Raw genomic sequence first — 5,823 nt, 5'->3', positions numbered from 1 at the left:
GGTGCGTGAGCGACGTCGCGTGGTGATCTGTCGAGCTCCGTCTTCTCGACGGAATCCTTCGACTCAGGACCCGAAGCCGCTGGGCAGAGCGAAGCGTCACCCCGGGTCTGCGTTCGGACCCGGGGTGACGCTTCGCTCTACCCACGGCTTCGATCACGCGCGAAACGCGGGATTTCTCCGGGCTTTCGTGGTTGAACAACCGCTCAATCCACGGTCGCGAAGTCACTGTTCGCCATTGCGGTCTGGTCGTCGAGTGCGATGAGGCACAGCGAGCGAAGGCACGCAGCAGTCGGGTCGTTTGGAGCCAGCGGCTCCAGCGTCGCGGCTGCCTCGGCGAAGCGGCCTTGGCGATAGCGGACCAGGCCACGCAAGAGATCGGCATCGACGTCGTCTGACGGAAGACGCTGCAACGCCTGATCAGCCACGGCGGCGTCGCGGCGATCGAGCGCGGCCTTGGCAACGCCTAGCCAGGCGGCGCGCGACGTCCGGTCGAGCCTTGCGGCCGTTTGGAAGGCACGCAGCGCTTCGCGCGGGTTCGCGTCGGCCAGCAACGCTTCGCCCAGGGCGACGTGCGTCGAAGGCCGATCGCGAAAATGCGGCTCTTCGGCGAGCCGACGCAGCGTCGTCACCGAGCTGGCCGGGTCGCCGGCTTCGAGCATCGCAAAGGCAGCGCGCGCCGCGAGATCGTCGTCGTTCGGGGCGTAGATCACGGCACGGCGGAACATCTCCGCTGCCTCGTCGTTTCGCCCAAGGGCTTGGTAGACCTGGCCGAGCGCGTCGAAGATCGAGGCCTCGCCCTGGCTTTGCGGCAGACGTCGCTCCAACAGCTCGGCCGCCTCGTCGGCCTGGTCCGCGGCGACAAGCGTCTCGGCCAGTGCGACCGCGTAAGCGGGCTCGATCGGATTGAGCACGGTCGACTCGCGATGGCGACGCACCGCCTCGTCCGTCTCACGCCACCGCTCGGCGATGACGCCCTGAAGGTGCGCGGCCTCGGCATGGACTTTGGGTTCGGCCTCAAGCATTCGCGCCAACACCAAGGCGTCAGCGGCAGAGCGAAGGTTGTCCTCTTCCAGGTCACAACGCGCCGCCAGAATGTGCGACTCGGCCAGTCGTGGGCTCGCGGCGCGGGCACGTTCGATCGAAGCTCGGGCGTCGTCGATCGAGCCCTGCTCGAGCTGGTCGCTGGCAAGCTCGACCATCACGCGGGCTCGGGCGTCCTGCCACCGCATCTCCGCCTGCTCCTGATTGGTTTTGCTCGCACAGCCGCCGAGCAGAGCAGCGGAGACAAGTGCGACGGCGGGGAGAAGCGTGCGGTTCATGGTGCGGTCCTTCGCGAAGAAGTGATGGGAAAGCTTCGTTGGATGCGCGCAGACAGAGCGACTGAAGTCGCTCAGTCGCTCTGTGCTGCGGGATCAGTTGGGTTGTGTGGTGGGAGCGAGCTGCGTCGCCGGAGCGTCGGCCTCAGCTTCGGGCATGTCGACGCCGGCTTCGACGGCGTCGTCGCGGATGGAGCGTTCGACGAAGCTCCGGACGCTGCTGCCGTCGGCTGCGACGAAGGCCCGGCCGACCAGCTCCTCGCGAAGCTCCAGGGCTTCGAGGAACGAGGGATTCAGCTGCAGCGCGGCGTTGAGGTGGAAGCGGGCCGACTTCGGATTCGGGTTGTCCTGAGCCAGGGCTTCGACAGCACGGCGGTAGTACGCCTGCGCCTGACGCTCGCGGCCCCAGGCCATCATGCCCCGACGCGTGCCGACACGCAGGCGCTCGGCCCGCAGCTTCTCGGCCTCGCCGAGTTCAGCGTACTTGTCGTCGTCCTTGATGACGTGCGGGGTCAGCAGGATGATGATCTCCTCGCGGACGGTCGCGTCCGACTGCCGGCCAAAAAACCTGCCGACGATCGGGATGTTGCCCAGCACCGGAACGTGTGCCTTGGCGACGATGGAGCTTTCGCGGAAGAGACCGCCGATGACGATGGTCTTGCCGTCTTTGACCATGACGTTGCTGGTGACCTGCGTGGTGACCTTGCTGGGCAGGCCCCGTTCGTCGACGCCGCCGGAGGAGTCCTCGGGCGCGATCTCGAGTCGGACGTAGCCGTCGCGGCTGATGTACGGCCGGAAGACGAGCTTGGTGCCGGTCTCCAGGAACTGGACGTCCTGCGTGGCACTGGTCTCGGTGAGCGTGGTCGTCAGGTAACCGTCTTGCCGGCCGACGAGGACTTCGCCCTTCTGCTTGTTGACGGCAAGGACCTTCGGGTTGGCGAGAACCGTGGAGTCGGTGACGCCTTCGAGTGCGGAGAGGAAGAGGCTGACGTCGCCCGAGACGAAGCCGACCTTCAGGCCGCCGTTGGTCGGGCCGGAGAAGTTGTTGCCGGTGCCGCCCGCGACGACATCGTCGCTGCCCAGGTCTGCGATGGCGTCGGTGGCACCGCTGAAGATTTGGCCGCCGGGAAGGAAGTTGACGGCGTTGAAGTCGACGCCGCCGACCAGGTTGAAGTCAACGCCGAGCTGGTTGTCCTCGGTCAGCGTCGCCGACAGGATGGTCGCCTCGACGAGCACCTGCTGCGGTCGTTTGTCGACTTCATCCAGAAGCCGTTCGACTTCGGCCAGGTTCTCTGCGAAGTCACTGATGACTAAAACATCCCCCGCCGAGTAGTTATAACCACCGGCGTCGGAAGCGTTGGAGGCGACGCCCGACTCGGCTTCGTCGCTCACGCTGATGACGGCGACGTCGGACAGAGCCGGCGCGACCATCCGCGCGGCCATGCCGGGCGGCGTGTGGAAGAGCCGGAACGCCTTGGTTTCGACGCGGCGGTTGGCCTCTTCGAGTTCGGCCAGCTCTTCCTGCGTGTAGACGTAGACGAAGTTGCCTTCCTCGCGGGCGGCAAGGCCGTTGGTCTTGAGCATCGCGTCGAGCGCTTCGGCGAGCGTGACGTCGTACAGGTTGGCACTGACGACGCCGGCGACGTTCTTGCTGGCAATCAGGTTGCGCTCGCTCTGCTCGGCGAGCATGCGGAGGACGTCGACGAGGTCGGCGTTGCTGACGCGAATGTCGAGCGTGTCGGCTGCGGCGTCATAGCTGACGGCGGCGTTTTGCTCGGCATCTTCAGCGGGGACGACGGCATCGGGGGCGTTCTCGGCGAACGGGTCGTCCGACTGCTGTGCAGCAGGCGCGGGCGGTGCGATGGGCGACTGCGCGACAGCCGTGTCGGCAGTGCCGAGCGCGACAAGCGCGACGGCGGCGGCGAGAAGACGATTGCGGCTCGGGTGCGACGGCATGGGCGTTCCTTCGTGCGTGGCGTCGCGGATGGCGACGGAGTGCTGACCCGGGGACGGTGGTGAGTTCCGTTGGGTCGTGCCCTGGCGTGGCTGATCGGCGGGAAGGCCGAGCGGCGAAGGGAACGTCGTATTTGCCCGAGCCATCGCCAATTCCCCAAGTTGACATGGGCGTCGGTTCGAGCGGTCCGGTAAGCGGTGCGGCGTTCTGCCACGCCGCCTGTTTCGGTGCTCATCGAAGTTTGTTGGTCGACACTAGCAACGGGCCGCTAGCCTCCTCTGTGCCGCTGCTGCTACGCCCTACCGTCGCCGCGTCCGTCGCGACGCTGACGATGTTGCTCCTTGCCGGCTGCGGCGGAGGCGACGATCAGCAAGCCCAGCAAGGCGGCCCGCAAGGTGGCCCTCCGCCGACGAATGTGCGTGTCGCTGCAATCCGAATGGAGTCGGTCGGCGAGACGCGCCGCGTCACCGGCAGCATCCGAGCCAAGCAGCGGAGCGACGTCGCCAACATCGAGCCCGGCCGCGTCGTCGCTGTCGAGTTCGACGAAGCGCAACAGGTCAGCCAGGGCGACGTGCTGGTGCGGATCGACGATCGTCGCCTCAACGAAGAAATTGCCGCCGCCGAGGCCGACGTCGCTGCTGCGGAGTCATCCGTCGCCGAGCGCGAGGCGGAGCTGGCCAAAGCGCAGGCCGACCTCGTCAGCCGCGAGCGTGCCGCCCAGCGCGCTCAAGGTGCCGTGAGCGAACTCGACCTTCGCACCGCCCGCACGGACGTCGCGGTGGCGGAGTCGCGTGTGACGGCATCCAAGAAGCAACTCGACGCCGTGCAGAAGCGGCTCGACGGATTTCAGGTTCGCCTCGACGACCTTGCGGTCGTCGCGCCGTTCGACGGGCAGATCATGAGCCGTTCGGCTGAGCTTGGCGAGTATCTTAACGCCGGCGACGCCGTTGCCACGCTCGTCAGCGGCGGCACGTTCGAGGCGGTCCTCGACGCACCCGAGGCACTCGACCCGGGCAACATCACTGCCGACGGCTGCGTCGTGCGGCTTGATGCGAGTGGAGCAGAACTCGTCGTCGAGGACGTCCGGATCGTCGGCGACATTGATCCGCGGTCACGGCGCTACGTCGTCGTCATCGACGTCTCTGCACCCGAAGGTGTCGCGCTCGCGCCGGGAATGAGCGTCAGCGCCCAGCTGCCTTCGGGTGGCACCCAAGATCGGCTGATCGTCCCGACCGATGCGATTCGTCGGAATCAGAATGGCGCGTTCGTCTACCTCGCGCTCCAAGACGGCGAAGGCACACCGCCGGTCGGCATTCCGAACGCGGTGGAGATTGCGTTCAAGCGTGGCGACGACGCGATCCTCGCCACGCCGCCGCAAGGTCCGCTTCAGCCGGGCATGCTCGTCGTGACGATGGGTGCCGAGCGGATCTTCTTCCCCGGTGCTCCGCTGGCGATCCAGGAAACGCCCGCCGACGAACCGACCGCCGAGTAGCCGTAACGCGAGGCACCGCATGGATCCGATCAAGCTCGCCATCAAGCAGCCGATCACCGTGGCCGTCGGCATTGTGCTGACGCTGCTGGCTGGGTACCTCGCGTTCGCGACGGTGCCGATCGAGATGACGCCGGAGATCGAGCGCGGCGTCATCAGCGTCACGACGGCGTATCCGAACGCCCTGCCGGAGGATGTCGAGAACGACATCCTCGTCGAGCAGGAGGATGTCCTTCGCGAGCTGGGCGGATTGGAACGCCTCACCAGTACGGCCAGTCGCGGTCAGGGACAGATCCGCATCGAGCTCGGCATCGGCGTCGACGTGGAGGCGGCGACGTACGAGGTCGACCAGCTCATCAGTCGCGTCCCGAGCTATCCGGACAACGTCCTTCAGCCCGTCGTCGAGGCCGAAGACCCCGACAGCAACGACTACATCGCTTGGGTCGTCGTCGAGCGCGAAGAGCTCGACGGCACGCCAATCCCGACGGCTGACGTGCAGCAGCTGTTCGACTTCGTCACGAACAACATCTCGCCTCGGCTTGAGCGGCTCGACGGGATGAGCCAGGTCAACGTGCTCGGCGGGCGAGAGCGCGAGCTGCAGATCCTGGTCGATCCCGACGCGCTGGCCCGACGCGGCATCACGATGTCGCAGTTCGTCGCGGGTCTGGAGCAAAGCAACGCCGACTTCTCCGGCGGGGCCGTCCGTCGTGGCAACTACGACGTGACCGTCCGCGTGCCGGCCCGCTGGGATTCGGTCGAGGAAGCATCCAGCGCGATCATCCGTCAGGACGAGTCCGGCCCGGTCTACGTGAGCGACGTCGCCGAAGTCCGCGAGGCTTTTCGAGAGGCGGACAGCTTCATTCGCAGTCGCGGCGTGCCAGTGCTGGCGATGAACTTCCAGCGCGAGCTCGGCAGCAACGTGCTGTCGGTGATGGACAGCATGCAGGCGACCATTGCCGAGATGAATGCCGAAGGCGGCATTCTCGACCAGTACGCCCGAAGCCAAAACTACGAAGGCACGGTCCGGCTGCGGCAGGTCTACGACGAGACCGTTTACGTTCGCT

The 5,823-nt window shown here is 66.6% G+C and carries 4 protein-coding genes; 2 read left to right on the top strand and 2 right to left on the bottom strand.

Annotated features, from left to right (window positions below):
* Positions 1–203: 203 nt before the first annotated feature.
* Both AAGI46_15215 and AAGI46_15210 read right to left on the bottom strand, forming a co-directional pair.
* On the bottom strand, positions 204–1,319 hold the full coding sequence (locus AAGI46_15215) for a tetratricopeptide repeat protein (protein MEM1013556.1): 1,116 nt from the start codon (positions 1,317–1,319) through the stop codon (positions 204–206).
* A 93-nt stretch (positions 1,320–1,412) separates the two neighbouring features.
* Complete coding sequence (locus AAGI46_15210; protein ID MEM1013555.1) at positions 1,413–3,272, bottom strand: secretin and TonB N-terminal domain-containing protein; 1,860 nt, start codon at positions 3,270–3,272, stop codon at positions 1,413–1,415.
* 278 nt (positions 3,273–3,550) lie between these two features.
* Between AAGI46_15210 and AAGI46_15205 the strand changes: the two genes are divergently transcribed.
* A complete protein-coding gene (locus tag AAGI46_15205) occupies positions 3,551–4,762 on the top strand; it encodes an efflux RND transporter periplasmic adaptor subunit (GenBank protein ID MEM1013554.1) in 1,212 nt (403 codons plus the stop codon).
* A gap of 19 nt (positions 4,763–4,781) precedes the next feature.
* Positions 4,782–5,823: efflux RND transporter permease subunit (locus AAGI46_15200; GenBank protein ID MEM1013553.1), on the top strand; the 1,042-nt coding region annotated here is incomplete at its 3' end.

The sequence above is a fragment of the Planctomycetota bacterium genome (genome assembly GCA_038746835.1).
In the GTDB taxonomy this organism is placed as follows: Bacteria; Planctomycetota; Phycisphaerae; order Tepidisphaerales; family Tepidisphaeraceae; genus JBCDKH01.
This window is presented reverse-complemented; position numbering and strand designations above follow the sequence as displayed.

Coding starts and splice junctions, on each gene's coding strand:
- AAGI46_15215 (MEM1013556.1), bottom strand. CDS start 1,319: ATGAACCGCACGCTTCTCCCCGCCGTCGCACTTGTCTCCGCTGCTCTG.
- AAGI46_15210 (MEM1013555.1), bottom strand. CDS start 3,272: ATGCCGTCGCACCCGAGCCGCAATCGTCTTCTCGCCGCCGCCGTCGCG.